Origin of the sequence: Parendozoicomonas verongulae (genome assembly GCF_009711465.1) — a bacterium.
In the GTDB taxonomy this organism is placed as follows: domain Bacteria; phylum Pseudomonadota; class Gammaproteobacteria; order Pseudomonadales; family Endozoicomonadaceae; genus Sansalvadorimonas; species Sansalvadorimonas verongulae.
Map to the genome: position 1 here is coordinate 1 of NZ_SMME01000475.1, position 1,007 is coordinate 1,007.

General features: G+C 53.2%; 2 protein-coding genes. Both read left to right on the plus strand.

The genetic code is table 11. From position 1 onward, the window contains the following. On the plus strand, positions 1–502 hold a 502-nt coding region (locus tag E1189_RS01060; RefSeq protein WP_230459910.1), incomplete at its 5' end, for a hypothetical protein. A gap of 10 nt (positions 503–512) precedes the next feature. Then, the coding region (locus E1189_RS01065) for a hypothetical protein (protein WP_155158267.1) at positions 513–1,007 on the plus strand (495 nt) is incomplete at its 3' end.

A 1,007-nucleotide genomic window follows, 5' to 3' on the forward strand; every position in this document is an offset into this window, starting at 1 on the left:
TGCCCTTTTTGATCACGAGCTGGGGCTCTTGCTCGTGAAGCAAGCACCGCACCTTTTCAAATTTCTACCACTCGAACTGCTCACCCCGGCCTTTCTTGATACCTGTATCGCCACCAATAAACAGGTTCTTCCCGAGGTGTACACGCTGCTCCCTGACCACCCCATAGACTTTGAAGCTTTGGTGCAGATAGAGCCCACAGCTATCGAGAAGGTGCCACACTATCACCGTACCCAGGCTATGAAAGAGCAGGCTGTCCGACGTGCCCCCTGGTTGCTCGATTACTTTGCAAACGAGCTGGACCCTGGATACAGCAGACTGTGCAGGGTGGCACTGATTCAGGAGGGGGGGGGCTCTGAGCTATATTCCCAAGCACCGTATCACGCTGGATATGGTGAAATTGGCAATGAACAGCGAACCGTTACCCTGCATACAAGATATTCCCGAGCACATGCGTACGCCGGCCATGTGTCAAAAGCTTCTGCAGAAGGCAATAGCGGTTAACAGTGAAGATATGGCGAGTCTCTCCTACCCTGAGAATTTCCTTGAATGCTTCCCGGCTCTGATGCCACACCGGAGCCGTTTTTTTCACTGGCTGGCAGGGCTGCCTGTGGCCAAGCGTACCGAAAAACTGTGTGCAGAGTTTATACAGCAGTTTCCAGACGCCACGCACTTGATTCCAGAGCCAATCTTGTCCAGGCACCCGGAATGGCGGCGAAAAAAACCAATTCCCCCCAGTGTGGATATTCATTATGTTTCTCTGAAGGTGTTCTCTCCTCCAACCTCTGAGCCGGAAGTCTGTCGAACCTGGTTCAATTACTATGGGCCACTGTTGGATTTTTCAGAAGAACATCTGCGCCCGGGCACTCCTCCCTGGGTGTGTTTAACGGCCGATCCTAAGGTTCACAGGAACTGGCTGCCAAAGCACCTGATAAGCCATCTGATTCGTCATGGCGGCCCCGATGGCCCGGCGGCCCCTTGGGACACGACTATTGAGACAATTTCCGAA